The 22,052-nt window shown below is 48.7% G+C and carries 20 protein-coding genes and 2 tRNA genes; 2 read left to right on the top strand and 20 right to left on the bottom strand.

The features are described from left to right. Positions 1-8: 8 nt before the first annotated feature. Positions 9-85: transfer RNA gene (locus tag OS145_RS04885), tRNA-Arg, on the bottom strand. A gap of 32 nt (positions 86-117) precedes the next feature. Continuing rightward, positions 118-194 (bottom strand) — tRNA-Pro (locus OS145_RS04890). A 232-nt stretch (positions 195-426) separates the two neighbouring features. Between OS145_RS04890 and folD the strand changes: the two genes are divergently transcribed. Beyond that, positions 427-1,293, top strand: coding sequence for a bifunctional methylenetetrahydrofolate dehydrogenase/methenyltetrahydrofolate cyclohydrolase FolD (gene folD / locus OS145_RS04895; RefSeq protein ID WP_006955112.1), 867 nt, complete (start codon positions 427-429; stop codon positions 1,291-1,293). 9 nt (positions 1,294-1,302) lie between these two features. Here folD and OS145_RS04900 read toward each other — a convergent pair whose 3' ends face one another. The 10 genes from OS145_RS04900 to topA all read right to left on the bottom strand — a co-directional run bounded on the left by OS145_RS04900 (position 1,303) and on the right by topA (position 11,198). Continuing rightward, positions 1,303-1,959, bottom strand: coding sequence for a TadE family protein (locus tag OS145_RS04900; RefSeq protein WP_006955113.1), 657 nt, complete (start codon positions 1,957-1,959; stop codon positions 1,303-1,305). Continuing rightward, entirely contained in the window at positions 1,940-2,344 is a 405-nt protein-coding gene (locus OS145_RS04905) for a hypothetical protein (protein ID WP_006955114.1), read from the bottom strand. The genes OS145_RS04900 and OS145_RS04905 overlap by 20 nt, the downstream gene beginning before the upstream one ends. Further along, positions 2,344-2,787 (bottom strand): prepilin-type N-terminal cleavage/methylation domain-containing protein, encoded by a 444-nt coding sequence (locus OS145_RS04910; RefSeq protein WP_006955115.1) that lies wholly within the window; start codon positions 2,785-2,787, stop codon positions 2,344-2,346. Before OS145_RS04910 ends, OS145_RS04905 begins: the two co-directional genes overlap by 1 nt. A gap of 22 nt (positions 2,788-2,809) precedes the next feature. Continuing rightward, a complete protein-coding gene (locus tag OS145_RS04915; protein WP_006955116.1) occupies positions 2,810-3,829 on the bottom strand; it encodes a hypothetical protein in 1,020 nt (339 codons plus the stop codon). Then, positions 3,826-5,226 carry an ATPase, T2SS/T4P/T4SS family gene (locus OS145_RS04920; protein WP_006955117.1) on the bottom strand — a complete coding sequence of 467 codons (1,401 nt, stop codon included), beginning with the start codon at positions 5,224-5,226 and terminating at the stop codon, positions 3,826-3,828. The genes OS145_RS04915 and OS145_RS04920 overlap by 4 nt, the downstream gene beginning before the upstream one ends. Beyond that, positions 5,226-5,621, bottom strand: coding sequence for a hypothetical protein (locus OS145_RS04925; protein ID WP_131382144.1), 396 nt, complete (start codon positions 5,619-5,621; stop codon positions 5,226-5,228). The genes OS145_RS04920 and OS145_RS04925 overlap by 1 nt, the downstream gene beginning before the upstream one ends. Next, on the bottom strand, positions 5,566-6,627 hold the full coding sequence (locus OS145_RS04930) for a hypothetical protein (protein ID WP_006955119.1): 1,062 nt from the start codon (positions 6,625-6,627) through the stop codon (positions 5,566-5,568). The genes OS145_RS04925 and OS145_RS04930 overlap by 56 nt, the downstream gene beginning before the upstream one ends. Then, a complete protein-coding gene (locus OS145_RS04935) occupies positions 6,620-8,089 on the bottom strand; it encodes a secretin GspD/PilQ domain-containing protein (protein ID WP_006955120.1) in 1,470 nt (489 codons plus the stop codon). Before OS145_RS04935 ends, OS145_RS04930 begins: the two co-directional genes overlap by 8 nt. Further along, the gene (locus tag OS145_RS04940; protein ID WP_006955121.1) at positions 8,086-8,481 is read right to left on the bottom strand and encodes a hypothetical protein; all 396 of its coding nucleotides are present in this window, start codon (positions 8,479-8,481) and stop codon (positions 8,086-8,088) included. Before OS145_RS04940 ends, OS145_RS04935 begins: the two co-directional genes overlap by 4 nt. Positions 8,482-8,579: 98 nt before the next feature. Then, positions 8,580-11,198, bottom strand: coding sequence for a type I DNA topoisomerase (gene topA / locus OS145_RS04945; protein ID WP_006955122.1), 2,619 nt, complete (start codon positions 11,196-11,198; stop codon positions 8,580-8,582). Between the two features lie 302 nt (positions 11,199-11,500). Between topA and astB the strand changes: the two genes are divergently transcribed. Next, positions 11,501-12,841 (top strand): N-succinylarginine dihydrolase, encoded by a 1,341-nt coding sequence (gene astB / locus OS145_RS04950; protein WP_040487719.1) that lies wholly within the window; start codon positions 11,501-11,503, stop codon positions 12,839-12,841. Positions 12,842-12,899: 58 nt separating this feature from the next. On the opposite strand, the gene purF is transcribed toward astB, so the two are convergent. The 8 genes from purF to OS145_RS04990 all read right to left on the bottom strand — a co-directional run bounded on the left by purF (position 12,900) and on the right by OS145_RS04990 (position 21,965). Further along, complete coding sequence (gene purF / locus OS145_RS04955) at positions 12,900-14,417, bottom strand: amidophosphoribosyltransferase (protein WP_006955124.1); 1,518 nt, start codon at positions 14,415-14,417, stop codon at positions 12,900-12,902. 15 nt (positions 14,418-14,432) lie between these two features. Continuing rightward, a complete protein-coding gene (locus OS145_RS04960; RefSeq protein ID WP_006955125.1) occupies positions 14,433-14,927 on the bottom strand; it encodes a CvpA family protein in 495 nt (164 codons plus the stop codon). Positions 14,928-15,001: 74 nt separating this feature from the next. Then, entirely contained in the window at positions 15,002-15,535 is a 534-nt protein-coding gene (locus tag OS145_RS04965) for an SPOR domain-containing protein (protein ID WP_006955126.1), read from the bottom strand. Between the two features lie 9 nt (positions 15,536-15,544). Then, positions 15,545-16,807, bottom strand: a complete 1,263-nt coding sequence (gene folC / locus OS145_RS04970) for a bifunctional tetrahydrofolate synthase/dihydrofolate synthase (protein ID WP_040487784.1) — start codon at positions 16,805-16,807, stop codon at positions 15,545-15,547. 14 nt (positions 16,808-16,821) lie between these two features. Beyond that, positions 16,822-17,703: an acetyl-CoA carboxylase, carboxyltransferase subunit beta gene (gene accD / locus OS145_RS04975; protein ID WP_006955128.1), complete on the bottom strand. Its 882-nt coding sequence runs from the start codon at positions 17,701-17,703 to the stop codon at positions 16,822-16,824. Between the two features lie 98 nt (positions 17,704-17,801). Beyond that, entirely contained in the window at positions 17,802-18,587 is a 786-nt protein-coding gene (gene truA / locus OS145_RS04980; protein ID WP_006955129.1) for a tRNA pseudouridine(38-40) synthase TruA, read from the bottom strand. 21 nt (positions 18,588-18,608) lie between these two features. Continuing rightward, positions 18,609-20,870: a FimV/HubP family polar landmark protein gene (locus OS145_RS04985; protein WP_006955130.1), complete on the bottom strand. Its 2,262-nt coding sequence runs from the start codon at positions 20,868-20,870 to the stop codon at positions 18,609-18,611. Between the two features lie 78 nt (positions 20,871-20,948). Further along, positions 20,949-21,965 (bottom strand): aspartate-semialdehyde dehydrogenase, encoded by a 1,017-nt coding sequence (locus OS145_RS04990; RefSeq protein WP_006955131.1) that lies wholly within the window; start codon positions 21,963-21,965, stop codon positions 20,949-20,951. Positions 21,966-22,052 lie beyond the last annotated feature (87 nt).

Here is a 22,052-nt window from a genome sequence, read left to right on the forward strand (position 1 = left end):
GCGCGTTCTGGCGCACCCGGCAGGATTCGAACCTGCGACCGACGGCTTAGAAGGCCGTTGCTCTATCCAGCTGAGCTACGGGCGCAATCGAACATTCCTGCTACCCTAATGTCAAAATGGTCGGCGAGACTGGATTCGAACCAGCGACCCCTTGGACCCAAACCAAGTGCGCTACCAAACTGCGCTACTCGCCGTTTTTGACATCTGGTGGTGACAAGCAATGCTGCCTGACAACGGGGGCGAATATTACCCATAAGTTTCCCGTCCGTCAAACTTTTTTTGGCAAACGGCGGTTGTTTGGCTACTTTTGCGCCAAGCTGACCATTATTCCGACAATCAGTGACAATGAACCTAAAATAGCGGTAAACTATGCAGCCATTCAAAGCTTTTTCAATTCCAATTTCATTGACAAGCAAGGGTCCCTATATGCCTGCACAGCTAATTGATGGTAAAGCAATCGCTGCAAACATCAGAGCATCGGTAAAAACACAAATTGACGAACGACTGAACGCGGGCAAGCGTGCGCCCGGTTTAGCTGTCGTTTTAGTCGGACAAGACCCCGCATCAGAAGTTTATGTGGGTAATAAAAGACGCGCCTGTGAACAAGTCGGTATTCGTTCGTTTGATTATGACATGCCCAGTGATACATCACAGACTGCACTCGAGCAACTAATTGATGAACTCAATGACAACCCCGATGTCGACGGTATTTTGTTACAACTACCCTTGCCTGCTGGCCTTGACGCAACGCCCATTCTCGAACGCATTCACCCGCACAAAGATGTGGATGGCTTTCATCCATACAATGTCGGTCGATTAGCACAACGAATACCCGCTTTGCGTCCGTGTACTCCAAAAGGCATCATCACTTTGCTAGACAGTACACAAATTGATTTACACGGACTCAATGCAGTGGTTGTCGGCGCATCCAATATCGTTGGTCGACCAATGAGCCTTGAACTTTTGTTAGCAGGCGCAACAACCACCGTATGTCATCGCTTCACCAATGACCTAGAAAAACATGTAAGACGTGCCGACATTGTTGTCGTCGCCGTGGGTAAGCCCGAATTTATTCCAGGTGAATGGATCAAAGAAGGCGCAATCGTTATTGATGTAGGCATGAACCGACTGAATGATGGTCGCTTAACAGGTGATGTCGAGTTTGACACGGCTGTACAAAGAGCCGGTTGGATCACACCGGTACCGGGTGGGGTGGGTCCTATGACCGTCGCTTCACTGATTGAAAATACCTTGCAAGCGTGCGTTGAATACCACGACCACACTGAGGCCTAATTAGACGAATTAACGATAACCGCTGAGCATCCGATGCTCGGCGGTTGCTGTTAACGGCCAAAACGGACTTCCTGTGATTTGTTGTGCTAGCTGACATCGTGAAACCTTTGGAGCCAACGCGGCTAACACTTTATCGGCAATCGGTATCTTCAATTCAATGCACCAAGTGACCTCAATTTTTAATGTCGTGGCACTAACGTACGCTTCTTCGTTCTCGGCCGACTGTCTTCTCGCCCAGTAGTGATCAACAGGAATTTCCTCAATCCAGTTCTGCGATTCATTACTATAGCGGCGCTCTTTAAATTGATTAACCATCGCCTCTGTGGGTTGGACGATGTCGATCTCTGAAAACTGCAAACCGTGTAATTGCTGCGCAGCAACTGACTTCAATATATTTTGCCAACTTTCTATGTCTTTATCTTTAGGCGTCAAACTCGCCATGGTGGCCGCCAAGATCACGCGCATCGGCCGCTTTTCGCCATGGTTGATAGCCCCGACCCGCGCAGCATACTGGCTTGCAACAAACAGTGTTTGCTGTGCCCACCAAAGATAAAGTACTTGCGCCAGCAGTAGCGCAAACAGCAGCATGATTGGCAACACTACAACCGCCTCGACAAGGCTCTGCCCGCGCTGATGACACAGTTTATTAGCGTGTTGCGATAACACGGATAACGACCTCGTTACCTTGCTGTTCAAATGGCAAGGAATGACCCAGTAAGAGTGATGGGTCAACGTTCTTTAATTGTGTTCTCATGAGTAATTGTTCGCTGTAAAAGGCATCTGGTAGGAATCGCCATTCAGTAGAAAACGGCCAAGCAGGCACCACGTAACGTCCCTGTCGGGCTAATTGCGCCTCGGTAAGTGCAAAAACACCATAACGTTGGTAGTGGTCACGTTGCGCTTGGATCAGCATGACCAGTTGCTGTTGCCACTGCAGGCGCTTCTGCGCCGTGTCTTGCCAGCGCCAGCCGACTAACGATACTTGCCAAAAACTAGCAAGTATCGCCGCCGCCAGCACGACCTCCCAAAGGCTAAATCCTCGTTGATTCATTAGCCTTGGAAAGTCACGGTAAAATCGCCATCTGCATAGGAAGTTAAAGCTGAGACGCTAGTATAATCGCGCACCAATCTTTGTCCTTCCTCTGCACTTCCAACATTCGTAAGCCTAATAATATACTTTGTTGCGTCGACGGTATCAGGACCTATCATAATATCACCACCCCATGGGTTTTTACCGATACCATCCCCCCAATCGGCAGGAACCGCTCCAATGCTGCTCAACTCGGTCATGCTGATACCGGTAAATTCGCCACTGGCCGGTTTCCACATTTGTGCCCCCGCTTGAAGTGTCGTTATCAGATTCTTCGCTTCCGATACGCGCGCATTTCCAACCGCCCAATCACGCAATACCAAAGTCCCCAATGAGGCTATGGCAATAATGCTCAGCACCGCCAAAACTTCGATAAACGTAAATCCTTGTTCCTTTGAACGCATCCTAATCACTCCTTGAAAAACACTAAATCGATGTCATCACCGCCATCATGGTGCTACCTACAGCACTTAAAAGCATCAGTATCAATGCCGTGATGAGCAAATAGCACAACACAATCCATACCCGTTGCTGATACGCAATACTGCGTTGTATATCAACATAGCTTCGCTGAGCGACACTAACGAGCGCCTCACGTTGCCCATTAAATTGCTGCCGATGGCTAATCCGGAACAGCTGTCTCGGTAACAGTAATCCCGTATCAAGCACTGTAGCTAGGCTCACACGACCTTGTGCTAACCGTTGTTGCATTCGCTTTAAGTGCCAACCTGCGTAAGGCGATGCAACGCGAATTAACACAGCAAAAATAGTATCGAGTGCAACGTGATGATGCATGAGAACAGCGACCAGTCGTGTCAGCCATAACGCATTGATGGCTCGGAATTGGGCAAATAGACCATAGCGTTCAGCCTGCAGACGCTGACGCCCTACCCAGTTACGTGCCAACCAGCGCCATGCCATGACTAAGCATGTCAATAAGCCAAGTAGCCACCACCAACCGCTGGCAATGATGTTGCCAATATTGATGACCCATTCCACGACTGCTTCTGAAGAGCGCGATTGACTATAACTGAGCAATCGCGGTAAATAATGTGTTGCGGCATAGGCATAAGCCAAAAGAACAGTAAATAAGACCGAAATAGGATAGGCTAATTGTCGATAAAACGCCCAACGTAACCGCTGTAGTTCGACGACAATGTCACGATAGTCATTCAATAGTGGTGTCAAACAGTTGTATTGCTGGCCGATAATAAAGAGCTCTAATAAATCTGGCTTGAGCTCCCCCTTTAACGCGTGCCCAATGGTTTGACCCCGCCGTAAGCCCGCCTGCAATCGTTCCGCTAATTTCTGCTCCGCACGTAGTTTAAAGTAGGCCGCTTGTGTGCGCATCGCCTCAGCCGCTTCTTGCGGTCCACTGCCATCCTCTAACCAGATGCAGTAGTCCTCAACCCACTGCCACTGCCGCTGTCGTCCAATTTTATTCATTTCGCGAGCGGCCCTTCTACCGAGTAATGGTATTCGCGAGGCGTCTCACCCAGTATCTGAGCTGCGCCTCGTTCGGCTAAGCCGCGCCAGCCGCAACGCGTAAGGTGCTCTCGCCAGCCCGCATAATCGTGACTGAGAGCAAATTGACGCGCGACTTGATCAAGCACTAAATATTCAGCGACGAGTGTTGCGGTGCCATCGCGATACAGTAGACGCTGTGCGATGAGCCCTCGCAACACGCCCGGCGTTAACAATTGCTCCATTGCTACCCCCAAATCGCGCAGACGTTCCAACGCAGCCAAAGTGTCAGTTGCGTGCAATGTCGCGGTCACCAAGTGACCCGTTAACGCAGCCGTTATAGCCGCAGCGGCGGTTGACCCATCGCGAATTTCACTCACAGAAATCACGTCTGGATCCTCTCGTAATGCCGTCTTGATGGCTGTCGCAAAACCTTCCTGATGGCGCGTTGAGTCGATCCAGCGTTGCTCAACATGAGGTTGTTTCAGTTCAACCGGATCTTCAAACGAAATTATTTTCGCCGACTCACTAAAGCGTTGATGAATAGCCGCCAAGGTCGTCGTTTTACCATGCCCCGTTGGACCGACGACGAGTAGCAGGCCACTGCGTTGTGCCAACATACAGTCGACACCTTTGATGATATCAGGCTCAAACCCGAGAGACTCAAGCGTGAGACTGGGCGCCATTGTAGTTGCCAGTAATCGTAAGGTGACCGCAAAGCCGTCGCTTAAAGGCGACTTTTGCAAACGTACTTTTATCTCAGATAGATGGTTGCCGTCTTGTCTGAGCGGCACTAACAGGCTCGCACTATCAGTGCTTTGTTCATTGAACACTTGATTGTAGTCATCACTGCGCGTATTCAACGCCGCGGCAATGGCCTCGGTCATTGCCTCACGATTACGCTGATGATGGTCCACTAAAACTCCTTTGACTCGATAACAGGTTCGACAGAAGTGTTTACTGAATCGCAAGTGGATATCTGAAGCTCCTTTTGCCAACCCCTCGGCGACGAGGTCGGACAGCAGTTGCTGGGCATGTGTTTGGTCCGTTGTCTCTGTTGGCTGTTCTTGCGGCGGCCGCCCCGTGCGATAAGTCAGTAACGCTGCTCGTATCACGCGAGCATCGGCAAGGGCTAATTGCACCGGTTGCTGCGTGTAATCCCGTAATAGCTTTTCCAGATTCTCTCGTTCCAATCTTGCTTCCTCAAACACTCGTGCCGAGCAGACTAACAACCCCGACTCTGTTGCTAGCATGGCTTTATCGTCGCAGCCCTCGTCGTGCCACTGGTTTAAAAGCATTTCACAGTATTGAAAGATAACAGGATGAATCGTACAGCCGTAAAGTGCCTTTGCATCTAAGTGCGGCATCGCGTCTAACATTAAAAGCAACTCCCTTGTTTTGCCCAGAACCACTCACCATCGGCATCGCGCAAGCGCCACTCAGACTGAGCAATACGAATACAGTTTTTAGGCGGACGAGGCGTTGCAACGGAGGTCGGTCGTAGCAGTTTTTGCTGCTGCGCAATCTCGACTTGCTTCTTCAACCAGTTCAGTTGTAATTCAGCAAAGGCTAAGTCTCGCTTCTTCTGTTCCATCGCCACTTGCCATGCCTGGTAGGCTTTTAATTCGGTTTTTAATTGTTCGCTCAATGCCAAGGGATCGGTCGTTTTACTCACGACTTGCTGAGCAGTCAGCGGCATTGATAACGGTAGGCAAAAACTAAATAAGCTCAGCCATTTGGGAGTCCAGCGTCCATTGCACAGACCAATAGCCATGTTGGTACCTCATTGATAATGAAGAAAGAACGAATTGCGGATGGCTGACAAGCCAATCGGCTAATCGTTGCAAGTGTCGATACGACATCATGGAATAGGCTAGGCGCCATTGTGTCGCACTCAACTGAGTCACTTGCGCATCATAAAAAGTAGTTTGATATGCCGCCCACAGTGCGTCAGCGGCGCCTCCAGTGGGAGCAGTTGCTTCACGCTTCTTGCTAGGGAGTATACGCGTTTCAACCTGCGTTTTACTTTGCTGAGAGCCGGTTAATTGGTCGGGTAATTGCCACGATAAACGCAGTGTAGTACCACTCAAATCAATCTGAACCAAGTGCTGCTTTGCAGCAAAAGGATGACTCATGAGGGACGCTATTTCTGCGATCGCACTGGCACTATCTAACTGAAAAGATGCCCTTTCTTCCGTCTCGATTGCCTCAGTGGTGGGGTGATTCAGCACGTAGTACATGCCACCAAGCAGGATGAGCAATAAGCCCAGACTTCCAACCCCTATCTTGATCGCAGTTTCTGAACGTCGTGTCAGTTGCTCGCCGGGGAGCAATTGTAAAAACGTATCCGACCGATACATATCACTACGCTTATCGCCGATCCAAGCCTCGGGCGCAGGCTGTTGAGAGTACCAGCACCAAACCGAGGGGGACGTTAAATCCTTGTGCTGTTCTCTCCATTCAACGACACGTCTCATCAAACCAGCGACGTCTCCTTGTTCAATCGCAACCAAGCGACCGCTTTGCCAAACAACCAGACGAGCAGGCTGAGTATCGGCAATAATCCATCCACAGGATGCGGTTTGTTGCCAGTCAGCACGAAGGCAGAATAAGGGATCGGCGCCCGGCTGTTGACTCATACTTAACCACCACTGCTGCATGAAAAATGCTATCCCGCAAAAGGGATAATTCCATTGCGCAATGATGCCGAGAAGCTGCTTCCGTGATGGCTTCTTGACACCCAGTCTTAATCGAAAGCTATGAGTAACCCACTCACTCATTGTTCACCCCGACAATTCGCGGCGTGATGAGTAAAAGCGTCTCGCTGTTTTCCCGCGATTTTTGCTGTCCGCCCCCCAGTAACCAGCTCACCCCTGAACGCGTCCGTCCCGCTTGGACAGTTTGATTACGAAAACCAGTCAAAAGAAGTGTTTCTTCGTGACCCACAAGCGCCTTCAGAAAAAAATGTTTGCGAGATGTGTGCGGTGTTTGAATCATATTATCGCCTGACTGAACGACGTTCATCCCCTGCAACGCGCTCATTTGCGAAGATAGATGCAAAAGTACATCGCGTTTTAAAATGTTGGGCAATACAAACATTCTAAAACCTGTTGTCAATTTGCCGGGCTTGAGGCGCTGTTGCTGTCCCACATAAGGTGTTGTGCTGACTTCTGATTCAGCCAAGTAAGCTTGCTCTTCCTCGACCAATAACTGCGCCACTTGATGATTTAATGTCAAAATACGCGGATGATGACTGACTTTGACCTGTCCTTGCTCTTGTAATGCTTGCACTAAAATGTCGATGGAATTTCGCGGTCCACTCAACGGGCTTAGAATAAAACGTCCTGCGGCTTGCTGTAACCAATTATCAGAACCACTTTGCGACGTTAACCAAGGCGTGCCTTGACTTGTACGTCGTACACTCGACCAATCCACGGTAAACTGCTCCGAGTCATCAAATCGAACCTCGATCACTTGTACATCGAGTGCTACCTGACGAGTCAGACTCTTGTTCAACTGGTTAATATAGCGATCGACCTGCTTAATCACGCTGGGCGTATCTTTCACAAGTAACGCGCTCGCATTGGCGTTAAGCGCCACATGCCCCTGATCCGACAGCATGAGTGTTATCGCTTGCTCTAATTCCTTCCACGCCAATGACTGACTTGAGCTGAACCCCAATTGTCCAGCCTGATCGCCCTGTGCTTGTTGGGCGGCCTGTTCATTCAAGGAAAACTGGGTCGTGCCAGCAAGAAAAGCTAAGTCATAACGCTTCACTTGGTAACGTTTCAAATGAACCGCATAGGGCTCATATTCAACAAATAATTGCTGCCCATTGCTAAGCCAAGCAAGCCACTCACCCACAGTGCCGGAAAATTCACTTGAAATAAGTCGTTGCGCATCGACTTCTGGGTCAACTAAAACAGTGACATTTAACGGCGTAAATACGGTCTGAAGCGCTTGCAGTAGCGGTACTTTTAATAGCTGTGTCTGCAAGGGTTGGCTATACCAAATAGGCTTATCAACCGTGCTTTTAGCAAGCTCTGGCACATAAAACTGCTCACTCTCGATCACCGTATGCGGAGTTTGAGGCGTGAGTTGGTAATCATATTGAGAGGCTAAGTGCTGATGCTGTTGCTCACTGAGTGCATCCGCCTTGGCGATAAGCGCAGCAGGGTCATAGCTACAGGCTACGCAGATCAAACAAACACCCCATGCCAATATCACTCGAGCACAAATCACAGTGGTGATTCCTGATAACGGACCACAGCGCCTTGATTAGCATACAAGACCAGTTGTAGACCAAAAGGCTTAAGTAAGCGGGTAAAAAAAGCCTGCCAAGAATCGGCTTCGAGCAAATAGTCTGTCGGCCATTGATGGTGATGGGACGCCTGCCAATCGACCACTTTAATCGCCAAGTGTTGTTTGAGTAAGCGAATGACTTGTGGTTCGAGTAATCCTGCGCGCACCATCGCTGAGACACCGCGGTTTTGCGATTGCCAATGTAAAGAGGGCTCTACTTGAGCCGGTCCTAGATCGAGTGATAAGCAATCTTGCGCCGAACTAAGGGGAATGATACCCACCGTTAACGTGACAACCAAGGCTTGATATAAACATAATTTTTGCAGGGTCATGACCTTTACTCAGCTAAGTTAAATCATTAACTCAAACTTTATAAAGCGCATAAAAAAGGGGCGATATACCATCGCCCCTTTATTGAGTAAGTCATGGATTATTTCTTATCAATAACCCATTTACCGCCCTTGTAATGAGCCTTCCAACCGGTCTGCTTTTTATTGACCTCGGTCACTACATATTGCTCTTTGTTTTTTCGCGAGAAGCGGACGATAGCCTCGTTACCATCGTCATCTTCCTGTGGCGCTTCAGCAAGATACTTAAACTTGTCAGGCAAACGGTCTTTAAACCGCGCAAGCTCTTTTACCTTAACCGCTCGTGTCTCACGCGACTTAGGAAAGGTGTTCGCTGATAAGAAAATACCTGAAGCGCCATCACGTAACACAAAGTACGCGTCCGAATCCTCACACGGAAGCTCCGGCAACGGTACAGGATCCTCTTTGGGTGGCGCGGGTTCTCCGTTGCGCAACAACTTACGCGTATTCTTGCACTCGTCATTTGTGCAATCAAAATACTTACCAAAACGCCCCGTCTTGAGCTGCATCTCCGAACCGCATTTATCACACTCAATGGTCGGTCCGTCATAACCTTTTATACGAAACTCACCCTTTTCAATGACATAACCGTCACAGGTCGGGTTATTACCGCACACATGGAGTTTACGCTTCTCATCAATGAGGTAGCTATCCATTGCGGTGCCGCATTTAGGACAACGTTTCTTAGCACGTAACGCCTCTGTCTCGCGTTCATCCTCATCGGTCACCTTAACCGCTTCTTCGCCTGGCGTTAAGTTAAGCGTTTGGGTACATCGCTCTTTAGGTGGCAAATTATAGCCTGAACAACCTAGGAATACGCCCGTTGATGCCGTACGAATACCCATCTCGCGTCCACACTTGGGACACTCGATGTCGGTCATAACCATTTGGTTGCCGCGCATTCCGCCTTCATTTGGGTCGCGCTCGGCTTGTTCTAGATTGGCTTTAAAGTCCTCGTAAAACTTATCGAGCGTTTCTTTCCAATTACGCTTGCCAGCGGCGATATCATCGAGCGCCTGCTCCATCTCCGCGGTAAAGTTATAATTCATTAACTCGGTAAAGTTCTCAATGAGTCGATCATTAACGATTTCACCCATTTTTTCGGCGAAAAAGCGGCGATTCTCCACTTTAACGTAGCCGCGATCCTGAATCGTTGAGATGATCGACGCGTATGTCGAAGGACGGCCGATACCGCGCTTTTCTAATTCTTTGACCAAGGACGCCTCGCTATATCGCGCCGGCGGCTTGGTGAAATGCTGTTGCGGCTCCAACTGTTGCAACGCTAATATTTCGCCCTTGCCAATATCAGGCAGACTCATGTCACCGTCTTTCTTCGACGATGACGGTGGCAGTACTTTGGTCCAACCCGCAAAACGCATCACGCGACCGCGCGCTTTGAGTTCGAAGTCTCCCGCCTGTGCAGTTAGCGTTGTGCTATCGTATTTTGCTGGCACCATTTGGCAAGCAACGAACTGACGCCAAATCAATTCATACAGCCGTTGCGCATCACGATCCATGCTGCCCAGTTTATCAGCCTTAACTTTAACGTCCGAAGGACGGATCGCTTCGTGGGCTTCTTGTGCGCCCTCTTTGGAACCGTAACGATTAGGTTGTTTCGGCAGATAATTAGCTCCGAAGCTCTGCTCAATGTAATCACGACACGCGCTGACTGCATCAGCACTCAAATTGGTTGAGTCGGTACGCATGTAGGTAATGTGACCCGCTTCATACAAGCGCTGTGCTAGGGTCATGGTTTTCTTCACACCAAAACCTAAACGGGTACTGGCTGACTGCTGCAGCGTCGACGTGATAAACGGCGCCGATGGCTTGCTTGACGTTGGTTTGTCTTCGCGAGAAATAATTTCATAGTCGGCATCTTTTAACTGTGCCAATGCCGCATCGGTCTGTTCTTTGTTCGCTGGCCTGAAGTTTTCACCGGCTTGCTTGACGACCTGCATACGCAAATCGTCTTTAGCCTGCGTGGCTAAATCAGCGTGCACATCCCAGTACTCTTCCGGAACAAACGCTTTAATCTCTCGTTCGCGTTCGACTACCAATCGGACAGCGACCGACTGCACACGACCGGCGGATAGCCCGCGGGCAATTTTCTTCCATAACAGAGGCGATACCATGAAGCCCACAACACGGTCTAAGAATCGACGCGTTTGTTGTGCGTTAACGCGGTCCAGATTGAGTTGGGCTGGATGCGAGAAAGCATCTTGGATCGCATTTTTGGTGATTTCGTTAAAGACCACCCGTTGATAACGGTCGTTGTCACCCCCCATCAGTTCGCGCAAGTGCCAGGCGATCGCTTCCCCTTCGCGGTCCAAATCCGTCGCGAGGATAACTATATCTGACTTTTTCGCCAGTTGGGTGAGTTCTTTGACTACTTTTTCCTTACCGGGCAATACCTCGTAGTGCGCATCCCAGTCATGCTCAGGGTCGACTCCCATCCGCGCAACCAAACGTTTAAAGTCACGTTGCTGTTGGTAAGCCGCCTTGTCCTCCGGCGACATTTTGCGGACTTCCGCCGCCGATTTACTGGGTACCTTTTCTACCGCCTTGGTAGGAAGGTCGCGCACGTGCCCTACACTGGACTTCACGATAAAATCGTTACCCAGGTATTTATTAATTGTTTTGGCTTTTGCCGGGGACTCGACAATAACGAGCGATTTCGCCATAGAGTTTAGCTTCTCTTTTCTTTAACTGTCAGACGATATAGGTTCATAACCACAAAAATACAAGTGGCAACCCGATGATTCTGCCTTTTTTAAGATATATCGGTTATTTTCTTAAGAAACAACCATAACCTGTGTATTTGATAAAAATTCGCACAATTTAGATAAACAGTCAGACTCGGCGAATTTTCGGTAAGCCCACGAAAATAAAGGCTTACAAGCCGTTATTAACAACGTATAATAATTCTAATTCGATCATATCAGGCTAAACAGTAGCCCCCCGAAAGGAGCGCGAATACGTGACTATGCAACACTTTGAAGTGAATTATGACGGCCTTGTCGGTCCGACTCACAATTACGCTGGTTTGTCATTCGGCAACGTTGCCTCGTTAGCCAACGCAAAAGCTACCTCTAGCCCTAAAAGCGCCGCCCTACAAGGGTTAATGAAGATGAAAGCGCTGCACGACATGGGCATGAAGCAAGGCGTTTTGGCGCCACAAGAACGTCCAGATATTTATGCGTTGCGACGCCTCGGCTTCACCGGCACCGATGGCGAAGTATTATATAAAGCGGCAACCGAAGCGCCAGCTATTTTCCAAGCCGTGTGCTCAGCATCAAGCATGTGGACCGCCAACGCGGCGACTGTATCACCCAGCGCCGATACGGCAAATGGCAAAGTGCATTTTACACCGGCTAACTTAACGAATAAGTTTCACCGCTCACTCGAGCCTGTGACCAGTGGCAATATTCTTAAAGCCATGTTTGCGCATGAACGTTATTTCGAGCACCACACTCACCTGCCTGATAACGAGCACTTTGGCGATGAAGGCGCAGCAAACCACACGCGTTTATGTGAACAATACGGTCATGCCGGTGTTGAGATCTTTACTTACGGCCGTTGTGCATTTGATAGTACACAACCTGCACCGCGGAAGTTCCCTGCACGACAAACTTTGGAAGCATCTCAAGCCATCGCTCGCTTGCATGGTCTTACTGACGACAACACCGTTTATCTGCAGCAAAACCCCGATGTTATCGACCAAGGCGTGTTTCATAACGACGTTATTGCAGTAGGTAATCAAAACGTATTGTTCTACCACGAACAGGCATTCCGTGATACCGAACAGAAATTCGCTGAAATTCAACAAAAGTTTGGTGATACCCCAGTGCACTTTATCGAAGTTAAAACCGATGAGGTGAGCGTACAGGACGCGGTATCAACCTATTTGTTTAATACCCAGCTAATTACTCCACCAGATGGCATCATGACTCTCATTGCACCAACTGAGTGTGAAGAGAACCCTCGTGTAAAAGCCTACCTTGAGTCATTGGTGCAGCGCGATAATCCTATCAAGCGCGTTGAGTTCTTTGACGTTAAACAAAGTATGCGAAATGGCGGCGGTCCCGCGTGTTTGCGTTTACGCGTAGCGCTTAACGACGAAGAGCTTAAAGCCGCTAACCCTAACTGTTTGATGAGCGACGACTTGTATCAACGCTTAACTCAGTGGGTTGATAAACACTATCGCGAAGAGCTTGCCGTTAACGACCTACGTGACCCTGCGCTACTCGAAGAATCGCGTTCAGCGCTTGATGAATTAACGCAAATTTTGAAGCTCGGTTCAGTTTATCCTTTCCAGCAGGACTAAGTTCAAAAAAGTATAAAAAAGGGGCGCTTTAAGCGCCCCTTGTCATTTGATAACGACATTAATCATTGTCGTTATGCAGTTCTAAATTAGCATCTTCGCCGCCATCGCGTTGCGCTTTTGCCATATCATTGCGCGCGGCATCAAGTTCGTCGAGGTAATCCTGATTAATATCCCCAGTAATATACTCACCACTAAATACTGACGTTTCAAAGCGCTGAACATTCGGATTCTCTTCACCGACCGCGCCTACAAGATCGTCTAAATCTTGATAAATGAGTCCATCGGCGCCAATCATGTCGCATATTTCGTTACTTTCGCGACCATGACCAATGAGCTCGTTGGCACTTGGCATATCGATACCATAAACGTTAGGGAAACGAATTTCAGGTGCAGCCGAAGCAAAATAGACGCGCTTAGCCCCTGCTTCTCGTGCCATTTCGATAATCTGCTCAGAGGTCGTTCCGCGAACTATCGAGTCATCGACCAATAACACGTTCTTGCCTTTGAATTCTGCGCTAATAGCGTTCAACTTACGGCGCACTGACTTACGGCGCTGCGTTTGTCCCGGCATGATAAAGGTACGGCCAATATAGCGGTTTTTAACAAAGCCTTGGCGATACGGAAGATCCAGCACGCTCGCAATTTCAAGTGCGATATCACAACTCGTCTCGGGGATTGGAATGACCACATCGATATCCAAGTCGGCATAATCGCGCTTGAGCTTCTCACCCAACTTACGCCCCATGTTGACGCGTGATGCATACACGGAAATACCATCAATAAACGAGTCAGGCCGTGCAAAGTAGACATACTCAAAAATACAAGGACAGTGCTTCGGCTTGTCTGCACATTGACGTGAAAACAGTTGACCGTCGTTGGTGATATAAATCGCCTCACCTGGCTCTACGTCGCGCACGTACTTAAAACCCGTACCATCGATCGCCACGCTTTCCGAAGCAACAATATATTCATCGCCTTCAGCCGTCTCACGCTTACCGAGCGCAAGCGGACGGATGCCCCACGGGTCACGGAATGCAACCAAACCATGACCAAGAATCATTGACACCACAGCATAAGCGCCGCGTACCTTACGATGCACCGCTGTGATGGTTCTAAACACATCATCAGCGTTAAGTTCTAAGCTGTCATTTTTGTCCAGTTCATTAGCGAAAACGTTCAGTAATATTTCCGAATCGGAGGTGGTATTAATATGACGACGCGCGGTTTTGAACAGGTGTGCATGAACATCGGCTGCGTTCGTTAGGTTCCCGTTGTGCGCCATCGCAATGCCAAACGGCGAATTGACATAAAATGGCTGAGCCTCAGCTGAACTTGAACTGCCCGCCGTAGGATAGCGTACGTGACCAATACCGACGTTTCCGGCAAGGCGATGCATATGACGCGTATGAAATACATCACGCACCAAGCCATTGGCTTTGCGTAAGCGCAACGTATTGTACTCATCCACCGTCATGATGCCGGCAGCATCCTGTCCACGATGTTGGAGCATGGTTAAGCCGTCATACAGCGCTTGATTAACCGGCTGTTTGCCGACGATACCAACAATACCACACATAACTTTACGACCCTCTTAAACTGATTGCGGGACTAAAAAACTTGAACTGCTTTCTAGATATTCAAAAAACCACTGAATAAATATACCGAAATGCGGTATCAATACCGACTCCCGCCACCACTCGCTGTTTGACAGGGTGGTAAACGAGTCCATAAAGAACAGCAAAGCGCTCACGATAAGCACACCACGCAGCGCACCAAACACTAATCCAAGTACACGGTCGGTCCCGGAGAGGCCCGTGTGCTGAACAAGTTTCGAGAGGATATAGTTGAGAATGGCGCCGATAATCAACGTGGCAACAAACAACGCAGCGATAGCAGCCGCATTTCGGACAAGCGGATCTTGGATTTCAGTAAAATATACGGCTAGATCTTTGTAGAACTGACTCGAGATAACAAAAGCGGCTACCCATATTACGAGTGATACCGCTTCTTTGACGAAGCCTCGAATCAAACTCACCAAGGTAGAAATGGTGATGATGATAATGATTGCGTAATCTATCCAGAGCATAAGCACTCAGTCGCACTGAAAAAGTGAGCAGATTTTAACAGAATCCAATTAAAAATGCGGCTTTTTTTATTTCTTTACGGTTTATAGTTTAATACTTTGCCCTGCAGCCCCGTGAGCTCTTTGAGCGCCGCTAGCTGTTGTTCTAATGCGTGCTTTGAAGTATCCGGACCGACCATTAACTTAGTTAGCTGTCCTTGGCTTCCACCTGACTCAATAAATACCGCAAAACCCTTCTCTTGCAATTGCTTTTGCAAAGCCAACACACTGTCACGATTGCTAAAGGCACCCAATTGAATAACGAAAGCCTCGCCCGTCACGGTCACCGACTTCATTTCCCGCTTCGGTGCTTGCACTTGCTTTTGTGCATCCATCGTTGGTGCTTCATCGGCGGTGACCTCATCGCTTTGCTCGGCAGCGACTTCCACCGGGGCTGGCTCAAACTCGGTCGGTGCCTGCAGCGAAGCACTCTGTTCGGGCTTCAGGGGGATCGTTTCGAAGTCTTCAACCGCTTCCGTTTTTTTACCATCCAGAACATCCGGTAAGATGATAACCGCGAGTGCAACCAGTATAAGGGAGCCAACAATTCTGTTTTGCAACCGACTTGCCACATTGAACTCCTATTCGTTACCCGAATTAATTTGTGCGTAAATGTGACCTACAGTGTAAAACGAGCCAAACGCGAACACCAGTGCGTTTTTTTGTTGTGCGCGCTCTACGGCAAAATCAAAAGCGGCTTCGACACCATCAAAACAACTGACCTGTGCACTATTGAGCGCTTCACAAGCAGCCAGTTGTTCAGCTGTATTACCGCGCGGTTCATGTAAGGTGCCTAGCGCCCATTCAGTAATGTGGGGGCTTAATGCTTCAAACACGGCGTTGGCATCTTTATCTTTTAGCATACCCACTACCGCGATAATTTCTTGATGTGGCATGCGCTTTAGTTGCTGGGCAACATACTGTGCCGCATGACCGTTATGCGCGACATCTAGTAATACCTCCACCTGCTGGTAGTGCAGTCGCTGCATACGCCCCATCAATGATGCCTTTACCAACCCTGCTTTTATGGCATCTTCGCTGACCGCCAATGGGAGACATTCAAGCGCCGCTAATGTGGTCACAGCATTCACTAATGGAAGCTGAGGCGACGGTAAATTAAACAAGTTCACGTTAAGCCCGTAATAATGCCAATAGTCATCATACCGTTTACTTGAAAAGTCACGTCCCACTTGTTTCAGATCGGCACCGATTGATGAAGCCTGGGCAGCAATACTCTTCGGCGGGTAGCTGTCGCCGCAGATGAGCGGACGGTTTCGACGCGCAATCCCAGCCTTTTCAAAGCCTATTTTTTCACGGTTATCACCAAGAAATTGAACATGATCAATTCCAATACTGGTGACTATTGCGACATCAGGATCAACCACATTCACAGCATCCAACCGACCACCTAAACCGACTTCCAAAATAGCGACATCGAGTTCAGCGCGTTGCATTAACCACAATGCAGCGAGCGTTCCCATTTCAAAATAGGTTAATGAAGTGTCTTGACGCGCGTCGTTGATAGCTGCAAAGGCCGCAGAATGCTCGGCTTCAGATAACAGGGCACCGTTGATTTGTACGCGCTCTCGGTAATCCACTAAATGCGGTGATGTATACACACCGACTTTGTAGCCCGCTTGTTGAAGTATTGACGACAACATCGCCACGGTGCTGCCTTTGCCGTTAGTACCCGCGACGGTAATAGTGAAACGAGCGGGCTGAGTAATTGCAGCGCGCTCACGCACTTGATGCGAGCGTTCTAACCCAAGGTCAATTTCTGTAGGATGGATTCGTTCAAGGTAAGTCAGCCAATCCGACAGCGAGCTAGTCGCTGTCGGCGTCATTATTTGCTCGTTCATCACAAGTCAGCGGCTTCCATTTCACTTTGTGCCGGGCTTTCTAGATTTTGGAATTTAGCTAACAGACGTGCCACAGTTGAGCGCATCTCGCGACGATCAACAATCATATCGATCGCGCCATGTTCGAGTAGGAACTCAGCACGCTGAAAACCTTCCGGTAAGGTTTGGCGTACCGTCTGTTCGATAACACGAGGCCCTGCAAAGCCTATCAATGCCTTAGGTTCAGCAATGTGGATGTCACCCAACATCGCCAAACTCGCACTCACACCACCCATCGTCGGATCGGTTAAAATCGAGATATAGGGCAGACCCGCTTCGCTCATCTTAGCCAACGCGGCAGAGGTTTTCGCCATTTGCATCAACGACATCAAAGCCTCTTGCATACGCGCTCCGCCAGATGCTGAGAAGCACACCAGTGGTAGGTTATGTTCTAAACAAAGCTCAGCAGCTTGTACGAACTTAGCGCCGACTACGGATGCCATCGAGCCACCCATAAAGTTAAAATCAAAGGCTACAGCGACCACGGGAACGCCTAATACCGTTCCACGCTGTGCAATCAAGGCATCTTTTTCGCCACTGCTTTTTTGAGCTGCGGCAATTCTATCTTTGTACTTCTTCGAGTCCTTAAACTTAAGGATATCTTTAGGTTCCAAATCCGCAGCAATTTCTGAGACGCCAGTCTCATCTAAAAAAATGCGTAATCGTTCGCGGCCTGTCAAACGCATGTGGTGCCCACATTTAGGACAAACATTTAAACTACGGTCTAAATCGTTACGATACAAAATGGCATCACACGCAGCACATTTGCTCCAAACGCCTTCTGGAACATTGCGACGTTTGTTGACTTTAGGTTTAGCAAGAATACGTTCAATCCAGCTCATAATGGTCCGCTTACTCAGCTTTAATAAAAAATTTTGATTAGATTACATGGTAGCACAAATGGGTCAAGCAAAGAGGTCGTAACAGTCGCGGTTTTTTATCACTCTGTAAACCAAAGCGGACCCGGTTCAGCTTTAGGTAGTTGCCAGTCTTTCGGGTAATCCACTTCGACTAAGTACAAACCGCCTGGCTTGGCGGTCGCCGCTGCTTTGGTGCGGTCTTTTCCTGCTAACAGCTCGCCGAGCCAACTGGGATCTTGCTGATGGCGACCGATAACAATGAGGCTACCAACAATATTACGCACCATATGATGCAAGAAAGCGTTGGCTTTGATATCGACAATAATAAAATCGCCACGGCGATGAACATTGAGGTGGGTTATCTCACGATGGGCAGAGTGCGATTGGCATTGCGCCGCGCGAAAAGCACTAAAATCATGTTCCCCTAATAAAGCCGGAGTCGCCGCCTGCATCGCATCAACATCGAGTGGGTGATGATAGTGACTGACGCCGTGACTATGAATACCCGGTCTTAGAGCGTGGTTAGCAATGATGTAACGATAGCGACGCGCAGTCGCACTAAACCGTGCGCTAAAACTATCATCAACCGGTTGTGCCCAGCGCACTGCGATATCAGGTGGTAGATGGCTATTAACCCCCAAGGTCCAGGCGGCTGCGCGTCGTTGCGTAGAGACATCAAAATGCACGACCTGGTTGGTTGCATGAACGCCCGCATCGGTTCTGCCGGCACACACGGTTTCTACCGCCTGATCGGCGACCTTACTTAAGGCGTTTTCCAGCCTTTGTTGAACTGAGTCCACTTCACGCTGGCGTTGCCAACCATAGTAAGCTCGACCATCATACTCAAGCCCTAGCGCAATTCGCATACAACTCCCTTACGAATTCAATTATTCCGACTGCAAACGTTGCAATAGTACGCGTGCTTCTTCGGCAACCTCATCCTCGCCTTCAGATAAAGTGACCAAAATGTCCTCGGCATCTTCCTTCTCATCCATATCGAGGTACGCACGAGCAAGATCAAGCTGACCGAGTCGCTCCTCATCCGCAGTATCCAACTCATCCTGCGGCGAACTCTCACTTTCTTCGTCACCCAGCACACGACCGACGTTATCCGACGTATAGTTGTCGGTCTCCTCTTCGCTATCGGCCTGTTCCATCAACTCGTCTATATCCACGTACTCATCTACCGAGGACGACGTGTCAGCGTCCCCCGCTTGGTCTGTTGATACGTGCTCTGTTTCCTTATCGGCTTCAGTATCACTGTCTTTTGTCAGCTCGGTCAGCGAACTTTCCACTTCAGCAGCTTCATTTAACAGGTCGTCCAACTGTTCATCAGACACTTCATCGGACGGCTCTTCTTCGTCGACTTCGTCAGTCTCTATTCCCAGTTGCGCCAGCGCATCATCCAACGGGTTATCATGCTCCCCATCATCAAACTCGGTATCTTCGGCGGAATCATCTGATGAAGGTGTCTGTTGCGCGTCCGCTTCTGACTCTTGATCCAGCGTTTCTTCTGCTTCTGGCTCTGGCTCTGGCTCTGGCTCTTGTTCTGCTTCTGGCTCTGGCTCTTGTTCCGGTTCGTCTTTCGATGCTTCAGCGGCCGCTTCTTCATCAAAAATATCATCACTGACTAATTCGTCATTGGAGTCTTCACTCTCCGCACTTGGCTGTTCAGCCGATTCGTTACTTTCCAGGTCTTCACCTGTAACGTCTGCATCCTCGCTCTCGTTTGCACCCTCATTTGCTTGCTCATCCAGATCTAGATCCAGTGCAGGCACTTCGTCATCTTCGGCTTCGCCAAATAGCTTGTCCAATTCATCTTGAGACAATTCAGAGGATTCATCGCTGTCTTCAGGCTCAGTCTTGTCAGTATCCGGTTCCGCCACCAACGACTCATCATCTTCTTCAGGAAGTACATGTTGATCGATATCATCAGCATCACTACCTTCGCTATCACCGTTATTGTTAGGGAACAACGGGTCTTCTTCATCATCATCACCATCAAGCTGAATACTAAAATCATCATCTTGATCAACAGGCGAGTTTTCTAATTCGGCTTCTAGGTCACTTAAATCGTTACCCTCTTCTTCTTCATCATCAAGTGCCGTATTACCATCAAAGTCGAATAGACCATCATCAGCGTGAGTTGAGGCGCCACCCATTAACTCACGGTCAAGTTGCTCAGCCGCTTGCTCTTCAGTAAGCTCTTGCTCTGACGCACCAGTCTGGCTCGACTCAGCGACCGTCTTATTGCGACGGAAGAAAAACCAATAAATTAATCCTAAAATGAGCAGTGCAGGTAAAATCGATAACAAAGCGATATTAAGCGGGCTTTGCAACCACGACAGTCCATCCGCACTTTGCTGTTGCTGCTGTTGATTAATGAGAGCTCTTTGTTGCTCTAATAGCTGATTGAACTGACCCTCTAGATCATCAGACTCTTTTAGCTGCTCGGATATAGTGGCGATCCGGTCGGCTAAATCATCGAGCCGCTTCTGAATTGACTCATTTTCCGCATAGACCTTTTTAACCGCGTTCATTGAATCATTGACTTGCGACTGTAACTCAGCAAAGTTCGACTGCTGACGTGATTCCACTTGTTGAATGGCTTCTTCGGCGCGCGCTTTGGCTTGCTCTAATAACTGCTGTTGCTCAGTGCGTGTTTGCTTTGCCTGCTGCTCAATTGCAGCGAGTTGCTGCTGTTTATCCTGTAAAGACTCATCGGCCAAGACCTGTCGCCGTGCAGCCTCTGGGTTAATCATCTTAATTTCTTGCAAGCTGGGTATACGCAAATAAAAACCATCAAGCATTCGGTTCATGTTGCCATCAACGAACGCGCGTGGATTTGCTTGCACAATAGCCGCCATCGTTTGGTAGACCGTTACACTCGAGTGAGGCCGATAGCGTGATGCGATAGACCACAGCGTATCAGACGACTTAATCGGGCCATAACGCTCTTCGCCAGAACGCACATCGGATGCCTCGGCACCTTTCGGCCCCTTGATAATCGTTCCGTCCTGGTAAAACGCGTGGGCAAAAAGTGGAATGCATAAGAATACAGCCATCGCTACTGATGTAACGACACTCATTGTTAAGTGTTTTATCAACTGCTTAATCCCTTTATTGTGATTTGATTGGGAATCACTCATGTTCGTTCTCTTGCCCACGATTTCCTATAATATTTAACGGCTATAAACATAAAAACTTTATTTTAAGCCACTTCGTTATTACCAGTATTCTTTAATCAACAACTCCGCGATTTGGATCGAGTTAGTTGCAGCGCCCTTACGGATATTATCTGAAACAACCCACAAATTTAGACCTTGCGGATGACTAATATCTTCTCGAATACGCCCTACAAAAACATCATCCTTACCCGCGGCATCGCCAACCTGAGTCGGAAAATCTTGGCGGTCTTCGCACAACGTGACACCCGGCGCTTCACGTAACAAGTCTTTAGCGTACTCAGCGGTTATCGGTTGCCGTGTCTCGATATGGATGGCTTCAGCATGCCCAAAGAAAACAGGCACGCGAACCGCCGTTGGGTTCACTCGAATGCTCTGGTCGTTAAGTATTTTTTGTGTTTCCCACACCATTTTCATTTCTTCTTTGGTGTAGTCATTATCCTGAAAAACATCAATTTGCGGAATGCAGTTAAAAGCGATTTGACGGCTAAACTGGCTAACGGTTGGCTCCTTGGCGTTCAATAGCTCAGCCGTTTGCTTAGCCAACTCTTCCATCGCCTCTTTTCCCGCGCCTGAAACAGACTGATACGTAGCGACATTAATCCGTTCTATACCGACCGCATCATGCAATGGCTTTAACGCGACCATCATTTGAATGGTTGAGCAATTGGGGTTAGCAATAATGTTACGGTTTCTAAAGTCTGCTAGCGCCCAACCATTAACCTCAGGCACAACCAGAGGAATATCCGGTTGATAACGAAACTCGGAGGTATTATCTATAACCACACAACCGGCCTCAGCAGCCTTTGGAGCAAATACTTTTGAAATCTCACCGCCGGCAGAAAAAAATCCGATATCAGCTTCGCTCCAGTCAAAAGTCTCCGCATCAATGACTTCTACATCTTCCCCTTTAAAGCTTACCGTCGCACCTACCGAACGCGCGCTGGCTAACGGATACAATTGCGCAACGGGAAAGTCACGTTGCTGTAAAATCTCGATCATTTGCTGACCAACAAGCCCTGTCGCACCCAATACCGCGACACGAAAACCTTCTGCCATAATCACTCCTAAAGCCTAACAAACTTGGTATGCATTAAAACCAAGCTGTTTGAATCGAATAACCTGTGCTGCATTATGACATGCAAT

It is taken from the genome of Idiomarina baltica OS145, from assembly GCF_000152885.1.
Lineage (GTDB): Bacteria > Pseudomonadota > Gammaproteobacteria > Enterobacterales > Alteromonadaceae > Idiomarina > Idiomarina baltica.

Coding starts and splice junctions, on each gene's coding strand:
- OS145_RS04930 (WP_006955119.1), bottom strand. CDS start 6,627: ATGAGTGAGTGGGTTACTCATAGCTTTCGATTAAGACTGGGTGTCAAG.
- truA (WP_006955129.1), bottom strand. CDS start 18,587: ATGCGAATTGCGCTAGGGCTTGAGTATGATGGTCGAGCTTACTATGGT.
- OS145_RS04915 (WP_006955116.1), bottom strand. CDS start 3,829: ATGAATAAAATTGGACGACAGCGGCAGTGGCAGTGGGTTGAGGACTAC.
- OS145_RS04990 (WP_006955131.1), bottom strand. CDS start 21,965: ATGGCAGAAGGTTTTCGTGTCGCGGTATTGGGTGCGACAGGGCTTGTT.
- astB (WP_040487719.1), top strand. CDS start 11,501: ATGCAACACTTTGAAGTGAATTATGACGGCCTTGTCGGTCCGACTCAC.
- OS145_RS04910 (WP_006955115.1), bottom strand. CDS start 2,787: ATGCGTTCAAAGGAACAAGGATTTACGTTTATCGAAGTTTTGGCGGTG.
- OS145_RS04960 (WP_006955125.1), bottom strand. CDS start 14,927: ATGCTCTGGATAGATTACGCAATCATTATCATCATCACCATTTCTACC.
- OS145_RS04985 (WP_006955130.1), bottom strand. CDS start 20,870: ATGAGTGATTCCCAATCAAATCACAATAAAGGGATTAAGCAGTTGATA.
- accD (WP_006955128.1), bottom strand. CDS start 17,703: ATGAGCTGGATTGAACGTATTCTTGCTAAACCTAAAGTCAACAAACGT.
- topA (WP_006955122.1), bottom strand. CDS start 11,198: ATGGCGAAATCGCTCGTTATTGTCGAGTCCCCGGCAAAAGCCAAAACA.
- OS145_RS04905 (WP_006955114.1), bottom strand. CDS start 2,344: ATGAATCAACGAGGATTTAGCCTTTGGGAGGTCGTGCTGGCGGCGGCG.
- folD (WP_006955112.1), top strand. CDS start 427: ATGCCTGCACAGCTAATTGATGGTAAAGCAATCGCTGCAAACATCAGA.
- OS145_RS04920 (WP_006955117.1), bottom strand. CDS start 5,226: ATGTTAGACGCGATGCCGCACTTAGATGCAAAGGCACTTTACGGCTGT.
- purF (WP_006955124.1), bottom strand. CDS start 14,417: ATGTGTGGTATTGTTGGTATCGTCGGCAAACAGCCGGTTAATCAAGCG.
- OS145_RS04925 (WP_131382144.1), bottom strand. CDS start 5,621: ATGGCTATTGGTCTGTGCAATGGACGCTGGACTCCCAAATGGCTGAGC.
- OS145_RS04940 (WP_006955121.1), bottom strand. CDS start 8,481: ATGACCCTGCAAAAATTATGTTTATATCAAGCCTTGGTTGTCACGTTA.
- folC (WP_040487784.1), bottom strand. CDS start 16,807: ATGACGCCGACAGCGACTAGCTCGCTGTCGGATTGGCTGACTTACCTT.